The organism is Paeniglutamicibacter terrestris (assembly GCF_012271785.1).
Classification (GTDB): Bacteria; Actinomycetota; Actinomycetes; order Actinomycetales; family Micrococcaceae; genus Paeniglutamicibacter; species Paeniglutamicibacter terrestris.
Window position 1 is genome coordinate 313,104 of sequence record NZ_JAAWVT010000004.1, and the last position, 25,691, is coordinate 338,794.

The window sequence follows — 25,691 nt, forward strand, 5'->3', positions numbered from 1 at the left end:
CGGGCACGTCCACACGATAGGCACTCAACCATTAAACAGAAAGCGGTTCCGGACTGTATTTCTACAGTCCGGAACCGCTTTTCTGTGCGCCCTGCGGGGGTCGAACCCGCGACCAATGGATTAAAAGTCCAGTGCTCTACCAACTGAGCTAAAGGCGCATCGGCACTTGGCCAACACCAATATTAGCGGAAAATCGGAGCCCGTCTTGACACCCCGCCGAAAATGTCCGGTATTTGAACAATCGACGTCCATCCCGTCTCCAACCTTCGCAGTTCGCCTACGGCACCACGATGAGCAAGTATCCAGCTCGGCGGAGTATTCTCGAGCCCATGAAGGGCCATCCAGCTACAACTCCCCCGGCAAGTACATTCCGACACCACAAACCCAAACCTTTTGCACCCATGGACTTCGATCCATTTGAGGGCGGTGCGGATCCCGCACGAATTTCCGAGGCCGCACACCTTTCCGCCCATGCCCTGGTGCAGGCGGGAAAAAACAACGATGACCCGGAGGTGCGCGGACGATTGGTCCGTCTAGCCGAGGACGAAGGCCTAGAAGTCATTGCCGAGCTTTGGGCCAACGCCCCGGCACGTTCACTTCCCGGAGCCCTCTGGCGCCTCTACGCCATCCGCGCAGCCACCATGAACAATCCGGCCGCCATGGCCTCGTTTTTTGCCTCGGGAGCGCTCCAGGCGCAGGCTGAGCGCGTGGTTGCCGGCGCTGCAGAGCCGCCGGGTGCCGAGGAACTGTGCGAAATGACCAGTTCTATCCTTACCGGAGCCTTTGACGGTGCTTTTGATGTTGCGCTCGAGCGCACTGCCGCCTACTGCCGCGTCATCGCGCTCGGCCAAGCGGAACAGGCCGATGCCGCAGAACTTTCCCACACCGAGAGGGCCACACTGATGACGTCGCGTGCGCTCGCCCTGGTCAAAACGGCCGAGGACCTAGAAGCATCGGCTCTATCGTGGCGACGTGGAGAACTGGACTGAGATCTCCTTCACGCCGAGGGCGAATAGGAGCCCCCGGTGTTGACAGCGGTAGCTCTCTTCTAGAAAACTAGAGGCACGATGCCGGACCGCGGCAGCCCCGGGCTCCAACTTTCAGCCGCTACGAGCGGCCTTCCGCCGAGAGGCGCTCCCGGTTCGGCATCGGCTAACTACTTTCCCCTCCCCCAAACTGAACACGGGGAGAACTCTGAAGCGCCGAGCGCCGAACTTGTTAACCTTGATTGCGTAAACTGTTCTCCGTCCCGCTCTTCCAATTCCATCCGGTGGTTGCTACGTGAAGTTAAGATTGTTCCCTTCGGACACGCGTGGGCTAGAGCTTCTGCAAAAGCTGGCCGCCGAGGTCAAAATCTGCGTTGAGGTGCTCTCGGAAATGCTCGGTTCCAGCGAGGATCGCACCGAACACCTTGAGGCGCTGAGCGCCGCCGAAATCAGGACCACGGATCTGCACTATGCGGTGCTGACTCACCTGCGCACCAGTTACGTCAACCCGCTGCCGCGCGAGGACATCTACACCTTTTCTCGACTCCTCAACGAAGCCGTCGAGCAGCTGGTAGCCGCTGGAGGGCTGATTTCGCACCTGGGGAATCTGGTTCTTTCCCATCACGCCGCCGACCAGCTCGAGCTCATCGGACGGCAAGCGGAACTGACCACCAGCGCTCTGTGCAATCTTCAGCAGCTTGATGATCTGGAAGATCTCTGGCTGGATCTGGTGCGCGTCTCTAAACGGGCCCACCGCACACACAACACCTGGCTGGGCGAGATCAGCGATTTGAACAAGGCGAGCGCCATCATCCGCCACCGTTCGATCGCCGACCAGTTCATGGCTTCGGTGCAGTCGCAGCGCGCCATCGCCGACCACCTGGGTCGCGTCCTAGTCAAGGAATCCTGAGCCGCACGTGGTTACTGGCCAATCTTTTTTGATGGTCGTGGTGCTCGTTTGCATCTGCGCCTTCGCCTTCCTCAACGGATTCCGAGATGCCTCGAACTCTGTGGCCGTTGCTGTCCGCAATAAGGCGCTGACCCCGAGCATTGCTGTCCTTGTCGCCGCATTCTTCACCTTTGTTGGCACCATGCTTTCGACAAGTTTTGGTGTGTACCTGATCTCCACCGTGGAGCTCGCCCTACCCAACGGAACGCACGGACTGACCCTGTTACTCTCCGGATTGCTTGCAGGCGGCGCTTGGGGGCTGCTGTGTTGGTGGCGCGGATTACCCATGTCCTCAACACATTCCCTGGTTGCCGGGCTGGCCGGGGCCAGTGGCGCCTCGGCCTTGATGGGGGACGAAACGATGCACGGTGCCTGGCGGATGCTCGCTGGCGGCGTCCTTTTGCCGCTGCTCATCACTCCGCTACTGGCCTTCGCGCTGTCTTACCTTTTGGTGATACCCGCAACCTGGATGATGCGCCATTCGAGTTCCTCGGACGTCAACGGCATCTCCAGGGCCGGACAGTCAATTGCCGCATGCGCCGTGGCGCTGGGTCACGGAATGCAGGACGGGCAGCGCACCGGCGCAATGCTGACCTTGGCCCTGGTCACGGCCGGCGCCGCCCATCCGGACGGCATCATGCTGGGCCCCCAATTGGTCGGAGCCCTCTGCCTGTCGGCCGGCGTCCTCTTTGGCGGCTGGCGCATTGCCCACACCATCGCCTACCGGCTGGTGAGCATGGACCCGCTGCGCGGAATGGTGGCACAATCCGTCTCCGCGGTCATGCTCTTCGTCGGCGCCATGCTCATCCACCTGCCCATCTCCACCACCCAGGCCGTCACCAGCTCGATTGTGGGCGCAGGTTCCAACCAACCCTTTGAATCGGTCATGTGGCTGCATGTGCGCCGCGTACTGCGCCACTGGCTGGCCACCCCCGTAGTGTGTGTCCTAGCCGGCGGAACGCTGTTCCTGGCCATGCACCCACTGTTGAGCTAAGGAACTCGGAGCGCTTCGGGCATCGGCAAGCGAAGCGCCGTGGCGATCCTTTCCAGTTCCGACCAGGTTCGCGCGTTCACGGTGATCGAGGATTGCTGAGGATCGTTGCCCTCCGGCACGCGCCCTTCCCCGGGCACCCGGATTGGCCCACCGCCTTCGGCCGGTTCCGCGGACTTCACATGGGCGATGAACTCCTCCACCTGCGCGGTGAAATCGTCAAGCTCACGCAGCTGTGCCACATCGATTCCGATGATCAGGGTTCCCTGGGCATCGGCCGATGGCCGTTCCGAAACCGTCGCTGAGCCAGAAAGTGCCCCGCCCAGTGCCTCGACGAGCAGTGAAAGCCCAAATCCTTTAAAGCCCCCAAAGGGCTTCAACAGCCCGTCGGGGGTCACCCATTCGTCTGGCAGCTCGGTGCCACGGTCCCGCTCCTCGGCCAGTCGGCCGCTGGCCACGGAGCTGGTGGCGAAGTCGATTACCAGGTGCGGGGAAAGCGCGCGTGGGACTCCCGCGGCGATTGGGTTGGTGGACAGTCTGGCCCGGGTACCACCGGGCGGCACCACCACCTGTCCGGCACCATTGTTGTTTCCGAAGATGAGGGTGGCCACACCGGCTTGGGCCGCTTCCTCGCAGAATGGAGCCAACCGTCCGGCGTACTCGCTGTTGCGCACCGCCACCGCGGATATCCCGTAGGCCTTGGCACGGGTGATGGCCAGCGCCGTGGCGTCACGCAGCGCCAGGTGCCCGTAGGTGCCGTTTCCGTTGATCCGCAGTAGGGAGCCGGTATCAAGCTCGATCGATGCCTGCGCCGCGGGCTTCGCATAGCCACTCAGCGCGCGGTCCACATACTCGGGAAGCCGACGCATGCCGTGTGAGGGGTGCTGGGCCAGTTCGGAATCGATGAGCTGATCCGCCATGTAGGCGGCGTCCTGCGCGGAGGCACCGACCGCACTCATGGCCTCGAGCACCAAATCGTGCAGCGCCGCCGTGGTGCTGGTGTATTGCAGCGCGGGAGATTGACGGTTCACGTGGCGTCCTTCGTTCTGGGATTTGTAACTGGTTTCCCAGCCTACCCGCGCCTCCCCGGCCGCCGGCTCCGAGGTTAGGTGCCCGCTCACGCTGCCTGGCCATCAGCCCAAGGCGCTTAAACGCAGCAACGGCAGAACCTGTCGCGAATAACTCGCGTGTGGTTCCGCCGTTGCGATCCCCCTCCAGGGATCCCCGGAAGATCCCCCTTCCGGTACCGCCGCCGCGACCAATCAGGTCCCGTCGGCGAATTCTTGTGGTGCCCTGCGCACCTGGCAGGTGTTATCCGAAGCGGCCCGAGACGTAGTCCTCGGTGGCCTTGACGGTGGGGTTGGAGAAGATCGTGGCAGTTTCGGCGTACTCGATGAGTTTGCCCGGCTTGCCGGTGCCAGCAATGTTGAAGAACGCTGTCTTGTCACTCACACGCGCTGCCTGCTGCATATTGTGGGTCACGATCACCACGGTGAATTCGTTCTTGAGCTCGTTGATCAAATCCTCGATCGCGAGCGTGGAGATCGGGTCCAGTGCCGAACAGGGCTCGTCCATGAGGATCACCTGAGGCTTGACGGCGATGGTGCGTGCAATGCACAGGCGCTGCTGCTGGCCACCGGAAAGTCCCGAGCCCGGCTTATCCAGACGGTCCTTGACCTCGTTCCAGAGGTTGGCCCCACGCAGGGACTTCTCCACCAGATCCTCGGCGTCGGAACGGGAGATCTTCTTGCTGTTGAGCTTGACTCCGGCGAGCACGTTGTCCCGGATGGACATCGTCGGGAACGGGTTGGGGCGCTGGAAGACCATGCCGATCTGCGAGCGAACGGTTACCGGGTCAACACCGGACTCGTAGAGGTTGTCTCCGTCCAGCAAGACTTCACCCTCAACACGACCGCCGGGAATGACCTCGTGCATGCGGTTGAGCGTGCGCAGGAAGGTGGACTTACCGCAGCCGGAAGGACCGATGAACGCGGTGACCGACTTGGCTTCTATTTCGATGTTGACGTCTTCCACGGCCAAGAAATTGGTGTAGTAGACATTGAGGTCTTTGACGTCGATGCGCTTAGACATGTGATTGTTCCTTAGGAGTGTGGGTGTGAAGAGTCCGGAGCCTAAAGGCTCAACGGCCCTTCTTGGGGGCGAACAAGCTAGCAACCAGGCGAGCGCCTAGGTTCAGAACCATGACCATCAGAATCAGCAGCAGGGCGGCAGCCCAGGCGCGCTGGATCGAGGGGTCCACGTTGGTCGGCGAGGTCGGGGTGAGGATCTGGTAGTAGATGAACGTCGGCAGCGTGGCCATCCAGTTGCCAAAGACGTTCACGTTGATATTGTTCGCCAGACCGGCGGTGACAAGAATCGGTGCGGTTTCGCCGATGACGCGGGCAATGGCCAGGGTGACGCCGGAGGCGATACCGGAGATGGCCGTGGGGATGACGACCTTGGCGATGGTGCGCCACTTGCGCACGCCCAACGCATAGGCGGCTTCGCGTAGTTCGTTCGGGACGATCTTGAGCATTTCCTCGGTGGAGCGAACCACCGTGGGGATCATCAGCACGCTCAAGGCGACGGCTGCAACGATGCCCATACGTGCGGTGGGGCCCATGATCACCGCGAAGAGCGCGGTGGCAAAAAGGCCGGCGACGATGGAAGGAATGCCGGTCATCACGTCAACAAAGAAGGTGATGGCGCGGGCCAGCGGACCGTTTTTGCCGTATTCCACCAGGTAGATGGCCGTCAGCATGCCCACGGGAACCGAGATCAGGGTTGACCACATGGTGATCAGCAGCGTACCGACTACAGCGTGGTAGGCACCGCCGAGGACCGGAGTGCCGTTCTCGACGCTGGCGTTGTCAATCGCTCCGGTAACCCCATTCATGGAGTGGAACAGGAAGTGCATGTTGATGCCCGGCAGCCCCTTCTGGAGCACGGTGAACAGCACGGAGACCAGCGGGATCAGCGCCAGCAGGAACGCTGCGTAAACCAGATGTGTGGCCAGTGCGTTTTTGCCGCGGCGCGAGCCCTCGACGACGGTGGTGATGATGGCCGAGGCCACCACAAAGATAATTGCGGTAAAGATCGCGAAGGTGACGACCGAGAATCCACCGAGGGTGGAGGCTGCGGCACCAAGAATCAGGGATCCGGCGGCGATTCCGGGAGTGGCCCAGCGGGGCAGGTGACCCTTGGACAGCGAGTTACGCTTGCGACCGTTCGGGGTCAACCCCGGTTTCCGGGATGAATTCTTCGGGAGATTGCGGGTGGTTACGGCACTCATTAGTTGGCTCCCGAGAATTCCTTGTGGCGGGCGATGATGGCCCGGGCGATCAAGTTGACGACCAGGGTGATCACGAAGAGCACCAGGCCGGCGGCGATCAGTTCGGAGAGGCGCAGTCCGAAGGCCTCGGGGAAGTTCAAGGCGATTTCCGCGGCGATTGTCTGGTTACCGGACTTGATCAGCGACGGGATCAGCGCGCCGGTGGAGAGCACCAGGGCTACTGCCATGGTCTCGCCGAGCGCACGGCCCAGGCCGAGCATGACCGCAGAGATGATACCGGGGCGAGCAAAGGGAATGACCGACATAACGATCATTTCCCAGCGAGTGGCTCCGAGGGCAAGTGCCGCTTCTTCATGCAACTTCGGGGTTTGCAAGAAGATTTCGCGGCTCAGCGAGGTGATGATCGGAAGGACCATCACTGCCAATACGATGCCCGCGGTAAAAATGGTCTTGCCAGTTTGTGAGGCGGGACCCTCAAAGATCGGGATGAAGCCAAGGTTCTCGGCCAGCCATGCGTAAATCGGAACCAGTGCCGGCGCCAGGACGAGGTAGCCCCAGGCGCCGTAGATGACCGAGGGAATCGCTGCCAGCAGGTCAATGACGTAACCCAGGCCCGCGGCCAACCGGCGTGGTGCGTAGTGCGAGATGAACAGGGCGACGGCGATGCCCACCGGAGTGGCGATCACCAGGGCGATGGCCGCTGCGATGACAGTGCCGATGACGATCGGGAAGATGTAGGTGGCGAAGCCTTCGCCACCAGAGACTAGTTCTGGGTCTGCCGAGAAGATCGGCAGGGCCTGAATGAGCAGGAAGACCGCCACAGCTAAGAGCGTGACGAGGATCAGAATGCCAGCGCCAAGCGCTGCACCGGAGAATACCTTGTCTCCGACCTGTCCCTTGGAGCCGTTGCGCCGTAGCGCGTTGGTTGTCATATGGGTGAGCCTTAAGGAGTTGAGCAAACGGTACAAGGGGGATCGGATGACCGTTTGCGCTGGGATGGTGAAGGGGGGGGTGATGCAGATGTTACTGCGCCTTCCGGGCAATGGCGATGCTTAGAGCTGCCAATGCCCGGAAGGCGGTGAGTGCTGTATTACTTGGCGACAGTGATCTGCTCGACGGACTTGATGGCCGCTGCGCTCATCTTGGCCGAGAGCGGAGCGTTGCCTGCAGAGGTTGCTGCTTCCTTCTGGCCGGCGTCGGAGAGGACGTACTCGCCGAAGCTCTTGACCAAATCAGCGGTGGCCTGATCCTTGTAGGTGGAGCAGAACACGTGGTAAGAAACCAGGATGATCGGGTAGGAACCCGACTCGGTGGTGTCGCGCTTCAGATCCAGGGACATGTCCAGTGCGCCGCGGTCCTTGACCGGGGTGGCTGCCTCGACGCCCTTGGCTGCCGCATCGGCGGAGATCTTGGTGAAGTCGTCGCCGACCTTGACGTTCACGGTACCCAGATCGCCCACTGCGGAGAAGTCTGCGTAGGTGATTGCACCCTCGGTGGCGGTGGTGGTTGCCACAACGCCGGAGGTTCCCTTGGCGTTTTCGCTGGCGAGATCCTTGGGCCAGTCGCCGGAGACCTCGTAGTCCCAGACATCCTTGGCAGTAGCGGCAAGGTATTCAACGAAGTTCTCGGTGGTTCCCGACTCGTCATTGCGGTGCACCACGGTGATGGCGGTGTCCGGAAGGCTCACGCCTTCGTTGGTTGCGGCGATGGCCGGATCATTCCACTTGGTGATTTCGAGCTTGAAGATCTTGGCGATGGTAGCCGCATCAAGGTTCAGGGTCTCTACGCCCGGCAGGTTGAAAGCAACCGCAATCGGGGAAACATAGGCAGGAACGTTGAATGCCCCATCCGGACCACAAACTTCCTTGGAGGACTCGATCTCTTCGTCCTTCAGGTACGCATCCGAGCCAGCGAACTGTGCACCGCCTGCGAGGAAGGCCTTGCGGCCTGCGCCGGATCCATCCGGGGAGTACTGGACCATGGTGCCGGCGTTGGCGGCTTCGAAGCCGGCCTTCCAGGCTTCCATGGCGGACTTCTGCGAGGATGCGCCGCTACCGGTCAGCGTGCCGGTGACTGCGCCACCTGCGGAGCCGCTGGTGGCGGCATCCGTGCCGGCAGTGGCGGTCGGGCTATCAGAACCACAGGCAGTCAGGGCCAGTGCGGCGACGGTAAGAACTGCAGCCGCGCTGCCGATGCGATGAAGCTTCACGAGTAATCCTCTTTCAAATGCCTGAGTGTATGGAACGAAATATGATGGTTCGCTCCCTTGCGATGCACACCCCGGCACATCGCTTCAATACGAAGTTATTCCTTGCAGGTAACCAGTGGCTCCGATGGAGGTGAACATAAGGTGAACAAGGACGTTTCGCGGCAGTGTTTCGCGTCACAATTAACACTTACCGGTGCTACGCCCATGCCGTGGAAGACTGGTGCCCATGAGTATCGGATCATCAGCCGGCGGCGCGTGGACGTTCATCATGCGCCGCAATCGCGTTGGCGTGCGCCGGGTGGGAACCTCTTTCCCCAAGATCATTCAAATGACTGCCTCCGCGGTATTGGCCTACTGGATCGCCGAGGAGCTACTGGGGCACGTCGACCCGATCTTTGCCGCGACTAGTGGGCTGCTGGTCTTGGGATTCGGTACGGCGACCACAGTTCGCCGCTCCATGGAGGTCGCCATTGGCTGCACCCTGGGCGTAGCGGTAGGTGATTTGTTGCTCACGCTGCTCGGGAGCGGTCTATGGCAGGCAGCCCTAGTTCTCTTCCTGTCACTGACGATTGCCAGGTTCCTGGATTCTGGCCCCATCTTCTCTACCCAACTCGGCCTACAGTCGGTACTCGTGGTTCTGCTGCCCATCGGGGCCGCTGGCCCGTTTAGCCGTTCCATCGACGCGGTGATCGGTTCGCTGTGCGGCCTGTTAATCATGATGATTTTCCCCCGCGATCCGCGCCGCACCCCCACCGCCGAGCTGGGCAAACTATTAGCCGAGCTCGCCGGCATCTTGCACGAATGCGGACGCGCGGTGGGCGCCTCAGACACCACCTTGGCATTCCACGCACTGGTCCGCGCCCGCGGAACCCAGCGGCTTATGGACTCGTTACCAACAGCCCTGAATATGGCCCGAGAGGTGGCCACACTAGCCCCGGCGCACCGCAGGCACCGCTCGGACCTGGACCGGCTGAAGATAACTGCGGAGAAGACCGACCTAGCGGTACGTAACTCCCGGGTCTTGGCCCGGAGGCTAGCCACAGTGATCACCCATGGAGCTCTGACCGACAACGGGGTCGAATCCGTCTCAAGCCTGTTGACCGAACTGTCTGAGGCCACCAACGCCCTGGGCTATGCGGTGTTGGAGACCAAAGACTCCGGATACCGCAAGGCGATGGGGCGGGCCCGACGCGAGCTTGCCGAATGTGCCGCACAGCTGGACCCCACGAGCCTCCAGGTCAGCGGTCTGCAGGGCGAGGGCATGGTGTTGCTGCTACGCCCCCTGGTGATCGACCTCCTGGAGGCCACCGGCACCAGCCATGAGGAAGCCGTCGCCTTGTTGCCGCGCCTGTAGCGAAACGTACGGATACGCGTCCAAAGCGTGGGTACAGGCAGCTAGCATCAAAGACATGGCAAAGAGCACCCGTACCAAATCCTCCCCCGCTTACCGCTGCGCGGAATGCGGGTGGAGCACCGTGAAATGGGTAGGACGCTGCGGTGAGTGCCAAGCCTGGGGCACCGTGGAGGAAATGGGTGCGGTCACCGCGAAGACCACCGCCGCCACCAGCATTGCCGTGCCGGCCCAGCCTATCGGTGACGTTGATGCATCCGTCGCTTCCTATCGCACCAGTGGCGTGGAGGAATTGGACCGGGTACTGGGTGGAGGATTGGTTCCCGGAGCCGTGATTTTACTGGCAGGAGAACCCGGCGTAGGTAAATCCACGCTGCTGCTCGATGTTGCTGCACGTGCAGCCCGTAAGGACCGCACTGTCCTGTACATCACCGGGGAAGAATCCGCCGCGCAGGTGAAGGTTCGCGCAGAACGCATCGATGCCATGGCGGCCACGCTCTACCTCACCGCCGAAACCGACCTGGGCATTGCACTGGGCCAGGTGGAAAAGATCGACCCAGACCTCCTGATCATTGACTCGGTGCAAACACTTGCCTCGAGCGAGGTCGATGGGACGGCCGGCGGCGTTTCTCAGGTGCGCGAGGTCGCCGCCTCCCTGATCAACGCGGCCAAACGCCGGAACATGACCACCATCCTGGTTGGGCATGTCACCAAGGACGGATCAATCGCCGGACCGCGGCTGCTTGAGCACCTGGTGGACGTCGTCTGCCAATTCGACGGCGAGCGCCATTCCCGCCTGCGCCTCCTGCGTGCGCTAAAAAACCGTTACGGACCCACCGACGAGGTCGGCTGCTTTGATCTGACCGAGGCAGGTATCGAAGGCCTGGCGGACCCCTCAGGGCTCTTTGTCACACGCACCAAGGATCCAGTTCCCGGAACCTGCATCACCGTCACCCTCGAGGGTCGTCGCCCCCTGGTGGCCGAGGTACAGACACTGCTCTCGCGGGCCAGCAGCGCTATCCCCCGCAGGGCCACCAGCGGCTTGGATGCCGCCCGAACCCAGATGATTTTGGCGGTGCTCCAGTCGCGGGCCAAGATGGAGCTCGGGGGCTTGGATTCCTACGTGGCTACTGTTGGCGGGGTCAAGCTCAGCGAGCCCGCCACGGATCTGGCCACCGCACTTGCTCTTGCCTCCTCGATGCACAATCACCCATTGCCGCCGCATTTTGTGGCCTTCGGTGAGGTCGGGCTGGCCGGCGAGGTGCGTCCGGTTCCCGAAATCGGGCGCCGTATCATCGAGGCCGAGCGGCTGGGATTCCGCTATGCCATGGTGCCCGCATCACCACAACCTCCGAAGAACATCCCCGACTCGATTCGGGTCTTTACCGTTTCCTCGGTGCACGAGGCTCTGGACATCGCCTTCGAACAGCGCGTCAAAACAGGGTCCTGAATGTTCTCTGCATTACAAAGGAGTACCGAAGTCATTCGCTGAAGCTCATTTTCGGGCTTGAAGTCCCTTCCTTGGCCATACCATAGAGTAGTTACCCCTTGGAAGGAACTGGCCCCATGTCGAAGAGCCCCGAAGATGCGCTGCGCGCCACTCTGGCCCGTGTTGCACCCGGAACGGAGCTGCGGGACGGTCTTGAACGTATCCTGCGCGGCCGCACCGGTGCGCTAATCGTGCTGGGGCACGACAGGGTCGTTGACTCGATCTGTTCGGGAGGCTTCGACATCAACATCGTCTTCTCCCCCACCCGCCTGCGCGAGCTGGCCAAGATGGACGGGGCCATCGTCTGCGATAAGGATGGCTCCAATATCCTGCGCGCAGGGGTGCAGCTGGTTCCTGACCACTCCATTGCCACCCAGGAGACGGGCACCCGACACCGCACCGCCGAACGAGTTGCCATCCAGACCGGGTTCCCCGTCGTCTCGGTTTCGCAATCGATGCACATCATTGCCCTCTACGTCCAAGGCATCCGCTACCTCTTGGAGGGTTCAGAACCGGTATTGGCCCGCGGCAATCAGGCCCTGGCCACACTGGAACGTTACCGCTCACGCCTGGACCAGGTCACCAGCGCTCTCTCCGCAGCGGAGATCGAAGCCGTGGTGACGGTGCGCGATGTGGCAGCCGTGCTGCAACGTCAAGAAATGGTCAGGCGCATCTCCGAGGAGATCGCCCAGTACGTGCTGGAATTGGGCAGTGACGGACGATTGTTGGCCCTGCAACTTGATGAGCTCTCCGCCGGGCTTGGTCCTGGCGCGGATCTTTTGCTGAAGGACTACTCGAACCTCGGGACTCAGGAATTGGACATCGACGCGGCGCTGGCAAAGCTCCAAAGTCTGGATTCCACCGACCTGATCGATTTGAGTAAATTCGCTGCCGTTCTGGGCATCACCCCCGGCATCGACTCGCTCGAGGCCATCGTGACCCCCAAGGGTCACCGCCTGTTGGCAGCCATCACCTCGGTGCCGCGCACCGTGGCCGACCGGCTGGTGAATAACTTTGGTGGCCTGCAACGTCTGATGGCGGCAAACATCGAGGATCTGATGGCCGTTGACGGCATCGGTGATCAGCGCGCACGTACGGTGCGTGAGGGTCTCTCTCGTGTCGCGGAGTCCTCACTTCTGGACCGCTTCCTCTAAACCGAGGTTATTGTCCGGAGCTACTTCAGCTCGAACTTTACCGTCTCACTGCTGATCTCTCCCAGCTTCGCGGTGAAGCCGTAGGTTCCCGGACGCGGCTTGGAATTCACCACCTTGCAACCCGGGGCGCTTCGCACCCGGGTCCAGGTGAAACGCGCTGTTTCGCTGGCACCAGACTTGATCACGATGTTGGTGTCGGTGGGGTCCTGAACGCAGTCCGAGGTGGCAAAGATTCGGTCCTTGCCACTCATCACGGCGAACTCCTGCTGGCTGGTGCCCACATCGACCATGCAGTCGAATTTTCCCTGATTCTTGATGCTCATCACGAGCACCGGGTTCTCCGACGGACCGTGCGTGCTCTGGACGGTGGAGGCAATCACTGCCACGTCCCCCTCAAGGCATCCGGTGGGTTCGCTCGAGGACTGCTGCTCCTCTGTAGTGCCAGTTGTAGCGCCAGGGGCACCGACTGCCGATGGGTCAGTAACAGATCCAGGTGCCGAGTCGGGGCGCAGCAAAGCCGCAATACCAAATCCTGCCCACGCCAAGAGGCCCAGCACCACGAGCAGGCTGATCAAAACCGCGAGACGACGACGCCGAAAAACCCGTGCGGAAGGTTGGGTTGAACGGACCTGCTTTTGTGCCATACCTCAAGGCTACGAAGCTCAAGCGGTTGAGGTCGACTCCCACGCCGCCAGCTAGAGTGATATCGCCAGCATTTACCCGCCACACAAAGGATTTACCCCGCCGTGCCGCACCCCGAGTTGGAGACCATCCACCACAAAATCACCGACTGGTACGCACTGAACGCACGTGCCTTGCCATGGCGCAGCTCCTCGGCAAGCCCGTGGGCCGTGATGGTCTCCGAATTCATGCTGCAACAAACCCCCGTCGTCCGCGTACTTCCGGTGTGGGAAACCTGGATGAAACGGTGGCCAACCCCCGCGGCGCTGGCCGCCGAGCCAGTGTCCGAGGCACTCAAGGCTTGGGGACGGCTGGGTTATCCGCGCAGGGCCCTGCGGCTACACGCTGCGGCAACGGTGATCACCGACGAGTTCGATGGCGAGGTTCCCGCAACGCAGGAACAGCTCCTGGCTCTGCCGGGAGTCGGAACCTACACAGCCGCGGCCATCGCCTGCTTTGCCTTTAATGTGCCAGCAGTGGTGGTGGATACCAATATCCGTCGGGTTCACGCACGTTTGGTTAGTGGGCAAGCGTTACCCGAGCAATCTCAGACCGCCGGTGAGCTGGCCCTTGCCGCTCGGTTGATGCCCGCTGTCTCATCCGCAGATAACGCAGATGCACAACTGGCCAATGCGTGGAACATCGCGGTGATGGAACTCGGCGCCCTGGTCTGTACGGCACGCTCCCCGCGCTGTGAGGATTGCCCGGTCATCAATCAGTGTGCGTGGATCGCCGCGGGGCGACCCGAACCTCACTACAAGCCCAAGGGTCAGCCCTGGCACGGCACCGACCGGCAGGTACGCGGAGCCATGATGGCGGTACTACGTCACACGCCAGCCCCGGTTCAACGCGCCGATTTGCTGGGCACAGTGGATTTGACCGCAGCCTCGCAAGCCGCAATCGAGCTGAACCCTGCCCGGGAAGCCTCCCCGGACCACCGTGCGTGGGTTGAGTTGCACGCGCTGGAAGCACCGGCCGAACAGCGAGTCCGTGCCTTGGATTCCTTGTTGGCAGACGGGCTCGCCCAGCAAGGCGCGACCGGCATTCAACTGCCGCGCTAGTCAGTTTTGTGGCCTGCAACGGCCCGTTTCCGCGTTGGCGCTGAAGCGCTCCCGAACCTTCCGCGGGTCACCGCGCCCGTTGAAGGGGTGCCTAATCGCCTGCCCCGGCGCCCTCGGGTAGGACATGACGTGGCGGCCTTGGCCTAGGGGAGTCGCAAGACGTCCGCAGCGCTGTCTACAAACAGCGTGACGGCCGCCTGCGGCTCCGAGGCGACGCGGGTCTCGGCGCGCAGAGATGCCGAGCGCCCGGGGTCCCGTCCGGTCTTCCCTGGGCAACGCAAAATCCCGGCACACGCCCCGTTTCAGGAGGTGTGCCGGGATTCGTATCCACGTGTTGGATCGGGCCCCAGAGGATGGCTTCCAGCAGCCTCCCTCGATTAGGACAGCGGCGGGAAGAGCATCGTTCCGGCGGCCGAAACCACCAGGATCACCAGCGTTGCCAGGGCCGCGAGCACCAGCGAGCGGCTGCCCGAACGCATGAGGCTCTTGAGGTGGACGCCCAGTCCGAGCCCGAACATTGCGGCGGCAAGTAGGAAGGTCTGGGCCACTTTGGCCGCGTCGAGCAGCCCCTCCGACAAGAAGCCGGTGGTGCGCAGCATCATCATGGCAATGAATCCGAGGACAAACAGCGGCACCAGCGGCGGCTTCTTGGCATCCGTCACGTCGTGCTTCTTGCGCATGTAGATGCTCACGCCAGCCACGATCGGGGCCAGGGTGACCACGCGGGCGAGCTTGACCGTCACGGCCACGGCCAGGGCGCTGGAGCTGACAGCGCCGCCGGCGGCGACCACTTGGGCCACCTCGTGCGTCGATGCACCAATGAACATGCCAATGGCCTCATCGTTCATGCCCATAAGCGCGCCGAGCGCGGGGACGATCGGGATCATCAGGGTGCCGAAGAGGACCACCAAGCCGATGGCCGTGGCCACCTGGTCCTGCTTGGCCTTGGTCGCACCCTCGGCGGCCGCCACCGCGGCCGCGCCGCAGATGGAGAAGCCAGCGGCAATCAGCAGGCGCTGCGCCAGCTCAATGCCCAGCCACTTGCCGATGAGCATGGTGGCGCCAAAGGTCACGCCGACGCTGAGCAGTACCACCAACAACACCCCCGGGCCGAGGCCCAAGATCTGGGAGAGCGAAAGCTGCAGACCCAGCAGCACGATGCCGGTGCGCAGCAGCTTCTTCGAAGAGACCGTCACCCCGGGCATCAGGATCGCTGGCACGTTCATCGTGTTGCGCCATATCGCGCCGAGCAGGATGGCAATCAGCAGCGGGCTGGCCCCGGGCAGCAGCTTGGCTGCGACCAGTGCGATAGCCCCGCCGATGATGCAGGCAACTAGGCCGGGCAGCAGGCGGCGGAACCCCGACTCGAGCCCCGGTTCCTGAGTCGGCCCCACGGCTTTCGGTGCCGGAAGATTCTTCCGGGATTCGAGTGATATGTCTTCTTTTCGCATACTACGACGTTTTCACGCCCGGTCCGTCACGGGTAGACACAGCCTGACCATCGCGGACATATGATGTTGATATGGATGGAATCGTTGACTCCGCACCCGGGATAGAGCATTGGATACAAATGTCCTCGCTGGCCTTGCTCGTCGGCATCGCCGACCACGGCAGTCTCAGCGCCGGCGCGCGCTCCGTGGGCATGGCCCAGTCGAACGCGACGCGGGCAGTAAAGACCCTAGAACGGCGCTTGGGATACCCATTACTGACCCGTGCCACCACCGGCTCGAAGCTCACGCAGGAAGGTGCCTTGACCGTCGAATGGGCGCGCGAATCGCTCCAGAGCCTGAACACTCTCTGGACCGGAGCGCAAGCATTGGCCGCCCCTGCGGACAGGGAATTCACCTTCGCGGCCAGCATGACGGTGGCCGAACACTTGGCGCCGACGTGGATTGGGCGCCTGCAGGAGGCCGACCCGCACATCAAGACCAGACTGCGCGTTATGAACTCGAGTGAGGTCATTGCCGTGGTGCAAAACCGGGACGTCGCTCTCGGATTCGTCGAGACCCCCGATGTCCCCCCGCAGCTATCCTGCAAAACAGTATGGAGCGACGAGCTAGTACTCATCGCCCCGCACGGCCACCCCTGGGCAACCCGCAATGAACCCATCACTATCCAACAAGTTGCGGCGACGCACCTGGTCGAACGCGAGGCGGGTTCAGGGACCAGGGCCTTCCTCGACGAACGCGTTGGCACGGCACGGGCCACGCCCATCGTGGAGTTCAATAGCAACTCGGCCATCTGCCAGGCAGTCTCCGCCGGCATGGGCCCGGCGATGCTGAGTCGGCTGGCCGTGGAAAACTCCCTGCGCATGGGCAGCTTTGTCGAGGTGCCCCTGCGCGAGGGAAACCTCGTGCGGAACCTGCAGGCCATTTGGCGCGGATCCGCCCCGACGCAGGGACCGGCGGCTATGCTGCTGGACATCTGCGCGCTGGCGCAGTCCGGGCGCTGAACTTCAGCAGGTTTCCGGGGGCATCGATTTGCGGGGGAGCCGCACGGGCGCCCCTGTCCTCGTTTCCGCGGCCGGATCGACTACTCAGAGGTGAGCGATCATTCGGGTATTGCCCAGCGTATTGGGCTTCACCCGCGCAAGGTCCAGGAATTCGGCGACACCCTCATCGGTGGAGCGCAATAGTTCCGAATAGACCTCTGGGTCGACGGCGCTTTGCTCAGCCATCACGGTAAATCCGTTGCGGATAAAGAAGTCGACCTCGAAGGTCAGGCAGAAGACTCGAGATACGCCCAGCTCGCGTGCCTCTTGCAGCAATCGCTGCAGTAGCAAGCGGCCCACACCGCGGCCGCGCCAGGCTTCGTTGGAGGCTAGGGTACGAACCTCGGCGATGTCTTCCCACATGACGTGCAGCCCACCGCAGCCGATGACGTTGCCGTCAGCGTCGTCGGCAATAAAGAATTCTTGCAAATTCTCGTAATAGGCGACAGCTTCCTTTTCCAGCAGTACGCGCTCCTCAGCCAGTGGCTTGACGAGCTCCCGGATGCTTTTCACGTCGCTGGTCTTTGCACGCCTGATGGTAATGGGTTCCATATTTCAATCCTAAGCCTGGCGGCGGTACCGCTGCCGCATTGCGTGAACAGCACCACCTGCCCGTGTGACAAGCACAAACGACGAGGGGCGGCATCCTTTCGGATGTCGCCCCTCGTCGTTTGTGTACTTTTGCTTAGCCTTCGATGGCTACCGGTGCGGGTTCGCCCTCGAGTTGCGGGGTTCCACCTTCACCGTGGAAGGTGAACTTCGCCTCGTCACCTTCGCCCTCGACGTCAACCTTAACGTGCTGGCCCGAGCTCAACTCGCCGAAGAGGATCTTCTCGGAGAGCTGGTCTTCGATGTCGCGCTGCATGGTCCTGCGCAACGGACGAGCACCCATGGCCGGGTCGTATCCGCGGGTGGCCAACAGAATGCGGGCTGCCGGCGACAATTCGATGGTCATGTTGCGGCCATCGAGTCGCTTCTGCAGGCGGCCGAGGAACAGGTCCACGATCTCCACGATCTCGTCCTGAGTCAGCTGCGGGAAGACCACAACATCATCAACACGGTTCAGGAATTCAGGGCGGAAGTGCTGACGCAATTCCTCCTGAACCTTGGCCTGCATACGGTTGTAACCGGTCTTGGTATCGGAAGACGACTGGAAACCAGTCATCACACCCTTAGAGATGTCGCGGGTACCAAGGTTTGTGGTCATGATGATCACGGTGTTCTTGAAGTCGACCACGCGGCCCTGGGAGTCGGTCAAGCGGCCGTCTTCCAGAATCTGCAGCAACGAGTTGAACAGATCCGCGTGAGCCTTCTCGACCTCGTCGAAAAGCACCACGGAGAACGGACGACGACGTACCTTCTCGGTCAGCTGGCCGCCCTCTTCGTATCCGACGTAGCCCGGAGGGGCACCGAACAGACGCGAAACCGTGTGCTTCTCCGAGTACTCGGACATGTCCAAGGTGATCAGCGCGTCCTCTTCACCGAAGAGGAACTCCGCCAAGGCCTTGGCCAGCTCGGTCTTGCCGACGCCGGTCGGGCCGGCGAAGATGAACGAACCGCCCGGGCGGTTCGGGTCCTTCAGGCCGGCACGGGTACGACGGATGGCCTGGGAAATGGCCTTGATTGCCTGATCCTGTCCGATGACCCGCTTGTGCAGCTCGTCTTCCATGTTCAGCAGTCGTGTGGATTCTTCCTCGGTCAGCTTGATGACCGGGATACCCGTGGAGTTGGCCAAGACTTCGGCAATCAGATCGGCATCAACCTCGGCAATTTCGTCGAGTTCACCGTTCTTCCAGGCCTTTTCCTTCTCGGCACGGGCTTCCTGAAGCTTGCCCTCCTTGTCGCGCAGCGACGCAGCACCCTCGAAGTCTTGTGCGTCGATTGCGGCTTCCTTCTCCAGGCGAACCGTGGAGATTTCCTCATCCATCAACTTGAGCGCCGGAGGGGCGGTCATGCGGCGGATGCGCAGGCGAGCACCGGCTTCATCGATCAAGTCGATGGCCTTGTCAGGCAGGAAGCGGTCGGAGATGTAGCGGTGAGCCAGCTCCGCGGCAGCAGCCAGGGCGCCATCGGTGATGGACACGCGGTGGTGCGCCTCGTAGCGGTCACGCAATCCACGCAGGATCTGCGTGGTCTGCTCGACGGAAGGCTCCTTGACCTGGATCGGCTGGAAACGACGTTCGAGGGCCGCGTCCTTTTCGATGTGCTTTCGGTACTCGTCCAGAGTCGTTGCACCAATGGTCTGGAGCTCACCGCGAGCCAGCATCGGCTTCAGAATCGAGGCCGCGTCGATAGCGCCCTCGGCAGCACCGGCACCCACAAGGGTGTGGATCTCGTCGATGAAAAGAATAATATCGCCGCGGGTGCGGATTTCCTTGAGGACCTTCTTCAGGCGTTCCTCGAAGTCACCGCGGTAGCGCGAACCTGCCACCAGGGAACCAAGGTCAAGGGTGTAGAGCTGCTTGTCCTTGATGGTTTCCGGGACATCTCCACGCACGATGGCCTGGGCCAAGCCCTCGACGACGGCGGTCTTGCCGACGCCTGGCTCACCGATGAGCACCGGGTTGTTCTTGGTGCGTCGCGAAAGGATCTGCATAACGCGTTCCATTTCGAATTCGCGCCCAATAACCGGGTCCAACTTGCCCTCGCGGGCAGCAGCGGTGAGATTACGTCCAAACTGGTCCAGCACTGCCGAACCAGCGGGAGTACCTTCGGTCTGGCCGCCGGAGCTGACACCAGCGCCTGCGGTTTCCTTGCCGCCCTGGTAGCCCGAGAGCAGCTGGATGACTTGCTGGCGGACACGGGACAGATCGGCTCCGAGCTTCACCAGAACCTGGGCGGCAACGCCCTCGCCCTCGCGAATCAGGCCGAGCAGGATGTGCTCGGTACCGATGTAGTTGTGGCCCAGTTGAAGCGCCTCACGCAGCGAGAGTTCCAAAACCTTCTTGGCTCGCGGAGTAAAGGGGATATGACCGGAGGGGGCCTGCTGGCCCTGTCCGATAATCTCTTGGACCTGCTCACGCACGGCGCCAAGGGAAATATTCAGCGACTCAAGGGCCTTGGCCGCTACTCCCTCGCCCTCATGGATGAGGCCGAGCAATACGTGCTCGGTTCCGATGTAGTTGTGGTTGAGCATGCGCGCCTCTTCTTGGGCAAGCACGACAACGCGACGGGCACGGTCGGTAAATCTCTCAAACATGCGGCACACTCCTAGCTAACACGTATTTCGATGCTACGCATCAATCAAGAGCTCATGTTGGATGTTCGCCCAAGGGATAACAGTGTTCGCCCACGGCGTTCAATTAGGCGTTAAAGAACGAAGGGTGTTCGGTTCCAATAAATTGGATCCGAACACCCTTCGCTAATGCTCCTCGGCCGCGGCCACCGCACCCCCACGTGTGGTTAAACCATCAAGCCTCGAGAACGTTACTTGGACTTCGAGCGCGACTTCTTGGCCATTGCAGCGTGGTACGCAGCAATGACGTCGGCCTGCAAACGCCCGCGGGCGTTCACCTTGACGTTATTGTCCTTGGCCCAAGCGCGGATGGCCGGAGCCTCCTTCGGAGTGAACTGCTTCGAAGTACGAGCAACCTTAATGTAGGGCTTAAATGCTTCACGGAATTCCGCAGCATGCTCTTCATTGAGGTCAATTTCGTAATGCTGTCCACCTAGACCAAAGACGACGGATTCCGACGCTTCCGATCCATCAATATCATCGATCAAAGCAATTTGGACCTGACGGGCCATTGGGTACTCCTAGTTGCAGTGGGAATTCACTTGAACCCATATAACGGTTTGGGAACAAGCGCGCACACACATCATAAACACAACTAAGAGACATTACGCAAGTGAGAATGCAGGTCATCAGACAATTAACAGCTTTCGCCGTTCATTTGTCTGCTCATTTGTCTGCGCCCTCACCATCCAATTTAATTTGAGCGTCAACTTCGGCTTCTGCAGCACGTTCGTTTCGGTCAACATTGGACACCGCACGGATGGCGAACCAGAAGATTAGGCCGACAACAATGGTGGGCAGAATCGCTTCGAGGTACGGCAATTTAGGCCTCCGGCTTGAGCAATGGGAAGAGGATGGTTTCGCGGATTCCAGTGTCAGAAAAGAGCATCACGATACGATCAATACCCAATCCGATACCACCCATCGGCGGGGCACCATACTCCAGGGCCCGCAGGAAATCTTCATCCAATTGCATGGCTTCATCGTCGCCACCTGCTGCCATCAGGGATTGCGCGGTGAGTCGATCGCGCTGGATTACAGGATCAATAAGCTCGGAGAATGCGGTGCCTCGCTCCATGCCGCCAATGATCAGATCCCAGGCTTCAATGACACCAGGCTTGCTCCGGTGCGGGCGGGCCAACGGCTGAGCAGCGGGTGGGTAATCGTAGACGAAGGTGGGATCAATAAGTGTCGGTTCGACAATTTCACCAAACAATTCAATGACTAGTTTTTGCGAATCCCACTTTGGATCAACTTTCACACCATGTTTGGCAGCAATTGAACGAAGAGTTTCGGCATCTGTATCGGGAGTAATCTCCTGCCCAACACCTGCGGAAAGACCCGGGTAGACACCCAACCATGCCCAATCTCCGTCAAGATTGATGGTGCCCTTGGCGGTCTCAATCTGGCGCCCAGCACCGACAGCATCCGCTGCATTAAGAATGACTTCCTTGATGCGGTCCGCCATCACAAATTGATCTGCATAGGCTTCGTAGCATTCCAGCATTGTGAATTCCGGGGAGTGCGTGGAGTCCACGCCTTCGTTGCGGAAGATACGTCCGACTTCAAAGACCCGGTCAATTCCGCCAACGACCGCGCGCTTGAGATATAGCTCTAGGGCAATGCGCAGCGTCATCGGCTGGTCAAATGCGTTCAGATGGGTCTCAAACGGGCGGGCTGAAGCGCCACCGTGGACCAGCTGCAGGATCGGGGTTTCAACTTCGACGTAGTCGTGTGCGTGCAAGGTGTCTCGCACTGCACGAATAATGGCTGCGCGCTTGTAAACCATTTCTCTGGCTTCGTCGCGAACAATCAAGTCGGCGTAGCGCTGGCGAACGCGAGTTTCCTCGTTGAGTTCGGCGTGAAGCACCGGCAACGGGCGCAGCGCCTTCGAGGCCATCTGCCAGTCGGTCGCCATGATCGACAGTTCACCACGACGTGAGGCGATTACTTCGCCCGTGATCAGGACGTGGTCACCGAGGTCGACTAGGGCCTTCCAGTCCGCGAGCTTCTCTTCGCCGACGTTGGCCAGCGATAGCATGGCCTGCAGCCGGGTGCCGGCGCCTTCGGGGCCACCTTCCTGCAGGGTGGCGAAGCACAGCTTTCCGGTGTTGCGCTGGAACACGATTCGCCCCACGACGCCTACCTGGAGCCCCGTGGTGGAGTCAGGCTCAAGCTCGGGGAATAGCTCTCGGATCTCGTGCAGCGAGTGTGTACGCGCTACGCCCACCGGGTAGGCTTCAGCTCCGCGAGCCAACAATGCGGCGCGCTTATCCATACGCACCTGGCGCTGGTCGTTGGGGTTGTTGGCTGCGGGGGAAGTTTTATCGGAAGTCACAATAGGCAATTCTAGTCTGGATTCTCTGTGCGCGCGCTGAGAGGTGTGCAGCACCACCAACACGGGCGAGAACATTCCCAGAATAGAATGGAGGGATCATGAACGAACGCATTCTTCCGACCAGTGACGGCGGATCCCTTGCACTTTATTCCTACGGAGCCTCCGACGCACCCGGACACCACCGGATTCTAGTGGTTGGCGGCGCTTTCTTGACCGCGATGATCTACCGGCCGTTCGCTGCCGCACTGAGCAAGCGGCTGGGTGATGAATGGACCGTAGATGTTTATGACCGTCGTGGTCGCGGAAATTCCACCGATCAGCCCTCCGATTACTCCATGGATACCGAGATCTCCGATGTCGCTCTTATGCTCAATCACACAGGCGCCCAGTCCCTGTTCGGTCATTCCCTCGGTGGCGCGGTGGTGCTCAACGCGGTTCGAAGCTTCATAGATCCTCAGGAAACCGCCACCGGCCCGGTCCCGAAACGCCTCGCTGTCTACGACCCTGCGATCAACCTCGATACCGCCATCGATACGAAATGGTTAAAGGCGTTCTCCGACGACGTTGCCGCCGGACGCAATAGCCGGGCGCTGGCCCGTCTGGAAAGGGGCATGAAGTTTTCCGCGACGCTCAGCCGCGTCCCCGAGCCAATCCTGGCCGCGCTATTGGCCGGAACCTCACGAACCAAAGCGGGAAAGTTGGCACGCACGCTGCTGCCCAGCGGAGTGGGCGAATTGCGGGCGGCACTCGAGGAGTCGCAGCCGGCAAACAGCTTCGCCATTCTTCCGAAAAACACCCATTTTATGGCTGGTTCTAAAAGCGCTGCATACTTCCGTTCCACCGCGCTGAAGCTCCATGAGGTCGTTGCCGGATCCACCTACTTGGAAACCCCGAAGGGCATACACGGGTCCGTGCCAGCCGCATTCGGCGCGTTACTTGATGACATTGGAGATTACTTCACGCAGTCGGGGTCCTGACACGCAACTGCCGCCCCCTTCCATCCGAGGAAAGAAGGTGGCGGCAGTTGCGGCAGCGTTTCTACCAGATCCTGACGCGATCCTCCGGATCCAACCACATGCCGTCCCCTGGCTTAGTGCCAAATGCCTCGTGGAACGCGTCCATGTTCTTTGGCACCTGGTTACAGCGGAATTCACCGGGTGAGTGCGGATCGGTGGTGATGCGGGTGATCATGGTTTCCTGTCGCGTCAGCGTGCGCCAGGCTTCCGCCCACGCGTAGAAGAACCGCTGATCGCCGTTGAGTCCGTCAATCACATCGTCGGAGTCCAGGCCACGTGCGGCCAGATCCAGTTTGTATGCCGTGTAGGCGATACTCAGCCCACCTAGGTCACCGATGTTCTCACCGAGGGTGAGCTTGCCGTTGACATGGTGATCGGGGGCCTCGGAGGGGACCAAGGCGTCGTACTGCTCCACAAGCTTTCCGGTCAGCGACTCAAATGCTTCGCGGTCCTCATCGGTCCACCAGTTCTTCAGCTCTCCGGTGCCGTCGAACTGGGAACCCTGATCGTCAAAACCGTGCCCGATCTCGTGTCCAATCACTGCGCCGATGGCACCGTAGTTAGATGCCGCGTCACGATCCGCGCCAAAGAAGGGAGTGCGAAGAATTGCCGCAGGGAACGCGATTTCATTCAGCAGCGGGTGGTAATAGGCGTTGACCGTCTGTGGGTACATAAACCACAGCTCACGGTCCACACCATCTTCGATCTTCTTCAATTCGCGCAGGAACTCGAATTCGTTGGCAGCCGCAATGTTGGTAATGACATTGCCATCAACGGTGGATAGTGACGAGTAGTCGATCCACTCGTTGGGGTAGCCAATCTTCGAGCGGAACATCGAGAGCTTCTCCAGGGCCTTGCTCTTCGTTTCCGGACTCATCCACGTCAGCTCGCCGATGGAAAGTCGGTAGGCATCAATGAGGTTAGTCACCAACGCTTCCATCAGGTCCTTACTGCGTTGCGGGAAATGGGCAGCAACGTACAACTGACCGATGTCTTCGCCAACGGCGCCCTCGGTGAATGCCACTCCTCGCTTCCAGCGTTCGCGCAAGGCCTGAACGCCGGAAAGCTTGGCCGAGTAGAACGAGAAGTTCTCATTAACAAAGGCGCTGGACAGGTAGGGAGCATTCGAACGGATCAACTGCACGGCCAGCCAATGCTGCCAGGCAGCTAGCGGCTGGGCGTTGAGCACATCTTCGAGGCCCTTGAGGTAACTTGGCTGCCATACGTCGACCTCGGCGAAGTACTTCGGTTCGATGCCGGCGCCGTCCAGCCAGCTGGCAAGGGACGGAATATCTTCCAATAATCCCTCTGCGGTCAAGAGGTTGTAGCGGGCCTGGGCATCGCGGCACTTCACACGGTCCCAGTGATGGGACGCCAGGAGGGTTTCTAGGGCCACGACGTCGGCCGCGGCAGCTTCGGTATCGGTGAGCTCGCCAAGCGCCAGCAGCCGGCCTAGATGCTCCTGGTACTCACGAAGGAGTTCGGCGAACTGCTCTTCGCGATAGTAGGACTCGTCGGGCAGGCCCAGTCCGCCCTGCATGAGGGTCAGTAGGTTGCGCTCTGGCGATCCAGCATCAGAACTGGCTCCGGCCTGGATAAAGCCGGAAACACCGCGACGGTAAAACGATCCGCTGAGCTTAATGAGCTCGGTAATGGACTCGGTGGCGTAGATAGCGGCAAGGTCTTCGCGGATCGGCTCTACCCCGTTTGCCTCGATGCGCTCCTCATCCATGAAACTCGAATAAAGATTTGCGATGCGCTTCTTGCGTTCGTCAACAGATCCGTCGTCAGCCATGCTGTTCGCTTGAGCTTCTTCAATGATCGCTTTGACCGCTGCCTCGGAATCATCGCGCAGGGCCATAAACGAACCGTAGCTCCCCTGATCGGCAGGGATCTGTGCCGTTGAGAGCCAGGCGCCGTTGGCGTGCCTGTACAAGTCATCCTGTGCGCGGACATTATTGTCGCGGTGGTTCACTTCAGCGGTTGGCTCTGCGGAGTTTGTGGCAATTGACGAATCGGTGCTCATATCTGTCCTATCCATTCTTTGGTGCTCACACCTGCGAATCCTTCACTCTGGCGGGCGGCTGACGCCGACCCTGCGGTGAACGCTCGGGCATGCACATGGTGTTACACGTCTCAACGAATCACTTTACGCGTCTGAAAGAAGGATTTGAGATTATTGCCGTTGTTTACTCCAGCGGTGAAAAGGCACCCCAATAGACGTCCCATTGTCGCAAGTGGCCGGAGTATTGCTAAGAAGCACGCACGGACTTCTCTTTTCATGCAGCGACTACGCTCACTTAGTTATCCACAGGCAATGTGGATAACACAAACTTATCCACATTGCCTGTGGATAGTTAACGCAATACGCCCTTCCGCGGTGCGTTAGCACCTCGGAAGGGCGTATTGGTGTGTTCGTAGAGGTGACGACCACCAAGTGGCAGGTGG

Annotated in this window: 21 protein-coding genes and 1 tRNA gene; 9 read left to right on the forward strand and 13 right to left on the reverse strand. The window is 60.9% G+C overall.

Features of this window, described 5'->3' with window-relative positions; all coding sequences use genetic code 11:
• Positions 1–85: 85 nt before the first annotated feature.
• A tRNA-Lys gene (locus HED64_RS11295) sits at positions 86–158 on the reverse strand.
• A gap of 171 nt (positions 159–329) precedes the next feature.
• Here HED64_RS11295 and HED64_RS11300 point away from each other — a divergent pair.
• The 3 genes from HED64_RS11300 to HED64_RS11310 all read left to right on the forward strand — a co-directional run bounded on the left by HED64_RS11300 (position 330) and on the right by HED64_RS11310 (position 2,929).
• Positions 330–989: a hypothetical protein gene (locus tag HED64_RS11300; protein WP_168152089.1), complete on the forward strand. Its 660-nt coding sequence runs from the start codon at positions 330–332 to the stop codon at positions 987–989.
• Positions 990–1,281: 292 nt separating this feature from the next.
• Positions 1,282–1,896 (forward strand): hypothetical protein, encoded by a 615-nt coding sequence (locus tag HED64_RS11305; RefSeq protein WP_168152090.1) that lies wholly within the window; start codon positions 1,282–1,284, stop codon positions 1,894–1,896.
• 7 nt (positions 1,897–1,903) lie between these two features.
• Positions 1,904–2,929: an inorganic phosphate transporter gene (locus tag HED64_RS11310; RefSeq protein ID WP_342590710.1), complete on the forward strand. Its 1,026-nt coding sequence runs from the start codon at positions 1,904–1,906 to the stop codon at positions 2,927–2,929.
• Here HED64_RS11310 and HED64_RS11315 read toward each other — a convergent pair.
• From HED64_RS11315 to pstS, 5 genes are all read right to left on the reverse strand, one after another.
• On the reverse strand, positions 2,926–3,957 hold the full coding sequence (locus HED64_RS11315) for an Ldh family oxidoreductase (protein ID WP_168152091.1): 1,032 nt from the start codon (positions 3,955–3,957) through the stop codon (positions 2,926–2,928). The genes HED64_RS11310 and HED64_RS11315 overlap by 4 nt on opposite strands.
• A gap of 280 nt (positions 3,958–4,237) precedes the next feature.
• Positions 4,238–5,017 carry a phosphate ABC transporter ATP-binding protein PstB gene (gene pstB, locus HED64_RS11320; RefSeq protein WP_132364060.1) on the reverse strand — a complete coding sequence of 260 codons (780 nt, stop codon included), beginning with the start codon at positions 5,015–5,017 and terminating at the stop codon, positions 4,238–4,240.
• Between the two features lie 49 nt (positions 5,018–5,066).
• Positions 5,067–6,218 (reverse strand): phosphate ABC transporter permease PstA, encoded by a 1,152-nt coding sequence (gene pstA / locus HED64_RS11325; protein WP_168152092.1) that lies wholly within the window; start codon positions 6,216–6,218, stop codon positions 5,067–5,069.
• Positions 6,218–7,150, reverse strand: a complete 933-nt coding sequence (gene pstC, locus HED64_RS11330; protein WP_168152093.1) for a phosphate ABC transporter permease subunit PstC — start codon at positions 7,148–7,150, stop codon at positions 6,218–6,220. Before pstC ends, pstA begins: the two co-directional genes overlap by 1 nt.
• A gap of 158 nt (positions 7,151–7,308) precedes the next feature.
• Complete coding sequence (gene pstS, locus HED64_RS11335) at positions 7,309–8,427, reverse strand: phosphate ABC transporter substrate-binding protein PstS (RefSeq protein WP_168152094.1); 1,119 nt, start codon at positions 8,425–8,427, stop codon at positions 7,309–7,311.
• Positions 8,428–8,653: 226 nt separating this feature from the next.
• Between pstS and HED64_RS11340 the strand changes: the two genes are divergently transcribed.
• The 3 genes from HED64_RS11340 to disA all read left to right on the forward strand — a co-directional run bounded on the left by HED64_RS11340 (position 8,654) and on the right by disA (position 12,421).
• A complete protein-coding gene (locus tag HED64_RS11340) occupies positions 8,654–9,781 on the forward strand; it encodes an FUSC family protein (RefSeq protein ID WP_168152095.1) in 1,128 nt (375 codons plus the stop codon).
• Between the two features lie 55 nt (positions 9,782–9,836).
• Positions 9,837–11,228, forward strand: coding sequence for a DNA repair protein RadA (radA, locus tag HED64_RS11345; RefSeq protein WP_168152096.1), 1,392 nt, complete (start codon positions 9,837–9,839; stop codon positions 11,226–11,228).
• A gap of 116 nt (positions 11,229–11,344) precedes the next feature.
• Positions 11,345–12,421 carry a DNA integrity scanning diadenylate cyclase DisA gene (gene disA, locus HED64_RS11350; RefSeq protein ID WP_168152097.1) on the forward strand — a complete coding sequence of 359 codons (1,077 nt, stop codon included), beginning with the start codon at positions 11,345–11,347 and terminating at the stop codon, positions 12,419–12,421.
• A 20-nt stretch (positions 12,422–12,441) separates the two neighbouring features.
• On the opposite strand, the gene HED64_RS11355 is transcribed toward disA, so the two are convergent.
• Positions 12,442–13,065 carry a hypothetical protein gene (locus HED64_RS11355; RefSeq protein ID WP_168152098.1) on the reverse strand — a complete coding sequence of 208 codons (624 nt, stop codon included), beginning with the start codon at positions 13,063–13,065 and terminating at the stop codon, positions 12,442–12,444.
• Between the two features lie 102 nt (positions 13,066–13,167).
• Between HED64_RS11355 and HED64_RS11360 the strand changes: the two genes are divergently transcribed.
• A complete protein-coding gene (locus HED64_RS11360; protein ID WP_342590711.1) occupies positions 13,168–14,163 on the forward strand; it encodes an HhH-GPD family protein in 996 nt (331 codons plus the stop codon).
• Between the two features lie 377 nt (positions 14,164–14,540).
• Here the strand turns inward: HED64_RS11360 and HED64_RS11365 are convergent, their stop codons facing one another.
• On the reverse strand, positions 14,541–15,614 hold the full coding sequence (locus HED64_RS11365) for a YeiH family protein (protein WP_168152099.1): 1,074 nt from the start codon (positions 15,612–15,614) through the stop codon (positions 14,541–14,543).
• Between the two features lie 71 nt (positions 15,615–15,685).
• Here HED64_RS11365 and HED64_RS11370 point away from each other — a divergent pair, with 71 nt between their 5' ends.
• A complete protein-coding gene (locus HED64_RS11370) occupies positions 15,686–16,615 on the forward strand; it encodes a LysR family transcriptional regulator (RefSeq protein WP_168152100.1) in 930 nt (309 codons plus the stop codon).
• A gap of 84 nt (positions 16,616–16,699) precedes the next feature.
• On the opposite strand, the gene HED64_RS11375 is transcribed toward HED64_RS11370, so the two are convergent.
• The 4 genes from HED64_RS11375 to lysS form a co-directional block, all read right to left on the reverse strand.
• Positions 16,700–17,206 carry an amino-acid N-acetyltransferase gene (locus tag HED64_RS11375; protein WP_168152101.1) on the reverse strand — a complete coding sequence of 169 codons (507 nt, stop codon included), beginning with the start codon at positions 17,204–17,206 and terminating at the stop codon, positions 16,700–16,702.
• A 133-nt stretch (positions 17,207–17,339) separates the two neighbouring features.
• Positions 17,340–19,853 carry an ATP-dependent Clp protease ATP-binding subunit gene (locus HED64_RS11380; protein ID WP_132364042.1) on the reverse strand — a complete coding sequence of 838 codons (2,514 nt, stop codon included), beginning with the start codon at positions 19,851–19,853 and terminating at the stop codon, positions 17,340–17,342.
• Between the two features lie 227 nt (positions 19,854–20,080).
• Complete coding sequence (locus tag HED64_RS11385; protein ID WP_132364040.1) at positions 20,081–20,401, reverse strand: histone-like nucleoid-structuring protein Lsr2; 321 nt, start codon at positions 20,399–20,401, stop codon at positions 20,081–20,083.
• Positions 20,402–20,712: 311 nt separating this feature from the next.
• Positions 20,713–22,302: a lysine--tRNA ligase gene (lysS, locus tag HED64_RS11390; protein WP_168152102.1), complete on the reverse strand. Its 1,590-nt coding sequence runs from the start codon at positions 22,300–22,302 to the stop codon at positions 20,713–20,715.
• A 23-nt stretch (positions 22,303–22,325) separates the two neighbouring features.
• Between lysS and HED64_RS11395 the strand changes: the two genes are divergently transcribed.
• Complete coding sequence (locus tag HED64_RS11395) at positions 22,326–23,204, forward strand: alpha/beta fold hydrolase (protein ID WP_168152103.1); 879 nt, start codon at positions 22,326–22,328, stop codon at positions 23,202–23,204.
• 61 nt (positions 23,205–23,265) lie between these two features.
• On the opposite strand, the gene HED64_RS11400 is transcribed toward HED64_RS11395, so the two are convergent.
• Positions 23,266–25,269 carry a M13 family metallopeptidase gene (locus tag HED64_RS11400; protein ID WP_168152104.1) on the reverse strand — a complete coding sequence of 668 codons (2,004 nt, stop codon included), beginning with the start codon at positions 25,267–25,269 and terminating at the stop codon, positions 23,266–23,268.
• Between the last annotated feature and the right edge of the window lie 422 nt (positions 25,270–25,691).

Bases quoted from the DNA above. Each gene is read 5' to 3' on its own strand.
- HED64_RS11355 (WP_168152098.1), bottom strand. From the start codon at position 13,065: ATGGCACAAAAGCAGGTCCGTTCAACCCAACCTTCCGCACGGGTTTTT.
- HED64_RS11300 (WP_168152089.1), top strand. From the start codon at position 330: ATGAAGGGCCATCCAGCTACAACTCCCCCGGCAAGTACATTCCGACAC.
- HED64_RS11380 (WP_132364042.1), bottom strand. From the start codon at position 19,853: ATGTTTGAGAGATTTACCGACCGTGCCCGTCGCGTTGTCGTGCTTGCC.
- pstB (WP_132364060.1), bottom strand. From the start codon at position 5,017: ATGTCTAAGCGCATCGACGTCAAAGACCTCAATGTCTACTACACCAAT.
- HED64_RS11385 (WP_132364040.1), bottom strand. From the start codon at position 20,401: ATGGCCCGTCAGGTCCAAATTGCTTTGATCGATGATATTGATGGATCG.
- lysS (WP_168152102.1), bottom strand. From the start codon at position 22,302: ATGTTCTCGCCCGTGTTGGTGGTGCTGCACACCTCTCAGCGCGCGCAC.
- pstA (WP_168152092.1), bottom strand. From the start codon at position 6,218: ATGAGTGCCGTAACCACCCGCAATCTCCCGAAGAATTCATCCCGGAAA.
- HED64_RS11400 (WP_168152104.1), bottom strand. From the start codon at position 25,269: ATGAGCACCGATTCGTCAATTGCCACAAACTCCGCAGAGCCAACCGCT.
- pstC (WP_168152093.1), bottom strand. From the start codon at position 7,150: ATGACAACCAACGCGCTACGGCGCAACGGCTCCAAGGGACAGGTCGGA.
- HED64_RS11370 (WP_168152100.1), top strand. From the start codon at position 15,686: ATGGATGGAATCGTTGACTCCGCACCCGGGATAGAGCATTGGATACAA.
- HED64_RS11395 (WP_168152103.1), top strand. From the start codon at position 22,326: ATGAACGAACGCATTCTTCCGACCAGTGACGGCGGATCCCTTGCACTT.
- disA (WP_168152097.1), top strand. From the start codon at position 11,345: ATGTCGAAGAGCCCCGAAGATGCGCTGCGCGCCACTCTGGCCCGTGTT.
- HED64_RS11340 (WP_168152095.1), top strand. From the start codon at position 8,654: ATGAGTATCGGATCATCAGCCGGCGGCGCGTGGACGTTCATCATGCGC.
- HED64_RS11375 (WP_168152101.1), bottom strand. From the start codon at position 17,206: ATGGAACCCATTACCATCAGGCGTGCAAAGACCAGCGACGTGAAAAGC.
- HED64_RS11365 (WP_168152099.1), bottom strand. From the start codon at position 15,614: ATGCGAAAAGAAGACATATCACTCGAATCCCGGAAGAATCTTCCGGCA.
- radA (WP_168152096.1), top strand. From the start codon at position 9,837: ATGGCAAAGAGCACCCGTACCAAATCCTCCCCCGCTTACCGCTGCGCG.